Here is a 521-nt window from a genome sequence, read left to right as displayed (position 1 = left end):
GGGTCGGCGGGGGCGGTCCATGACCCTGGGGTAGCACGTCCGTGCCCCCTGCGACCCGGGTCTCTCGACAAATTGTTTCAAGGGCTGCTCTAACTCAATGCCTCCCCACACTGAAACGTGAGCCCCATGCACCACCTCTCCCTGGCTGCGACTCCTTCGCGCGCCGCGGCCCCGACTCCCTGGCATCGTCACCGCGCAAGCCACCTGGCAGCAGCGCTCGCGCTCGCGCTCCTCGCCTGCGGGCCCGGGCCGGAGCTCGAAGGCGATGGGGAGCAGGGTGGGGCCATGGCGCTCCCCCTGACGGCTTCCATGACGTCGGTTCGGACCGGCCACACGGCGACCTTGCTGCCCGACGGCAGGGTGCTCGCGGTGGGTGGGACGGGGTCCAACGGTGAGCTCGCCACGGCCGAGGTGTATGACCCGGCCACCAACACGTGGTCCGCCACCGGGTCGCTCGCGGTGGTCCGCCGTAACCACACGGCGACCTTGCTGAACGACGGCCGGGTGCTCGTGGTGGGTGG

The 521-nt window shown here is 70.8% G+C and carries 1 pseudogene; it reads left to right on the top strand.

Going from position 1 to position 521, the window contains the following annotated elements:
* Nucleotides 1-315: 315 nt before the first annotated feature.
* Nucleotides 316-521, top strand: a pseudogene (locus D7X12_RS44885) (hypothetical protein); the annotation flags it as partial.

Origin of the sequence: Corallococcus sicarius (genome assembly GCF_003611735.1) — a bacterium.
GTDB classification, from domain to species: Bacteria; Myxococcota; Myxococcia; order Myxococcales; family Myxococcaceae; genus Corallococcus; species Corallococcus sicarius.
The sequence above is the reverse complement of the archived record's forward strand: the minus strand, read 5'-3'. Positions and strand labels throughout refer to the sequence as shown.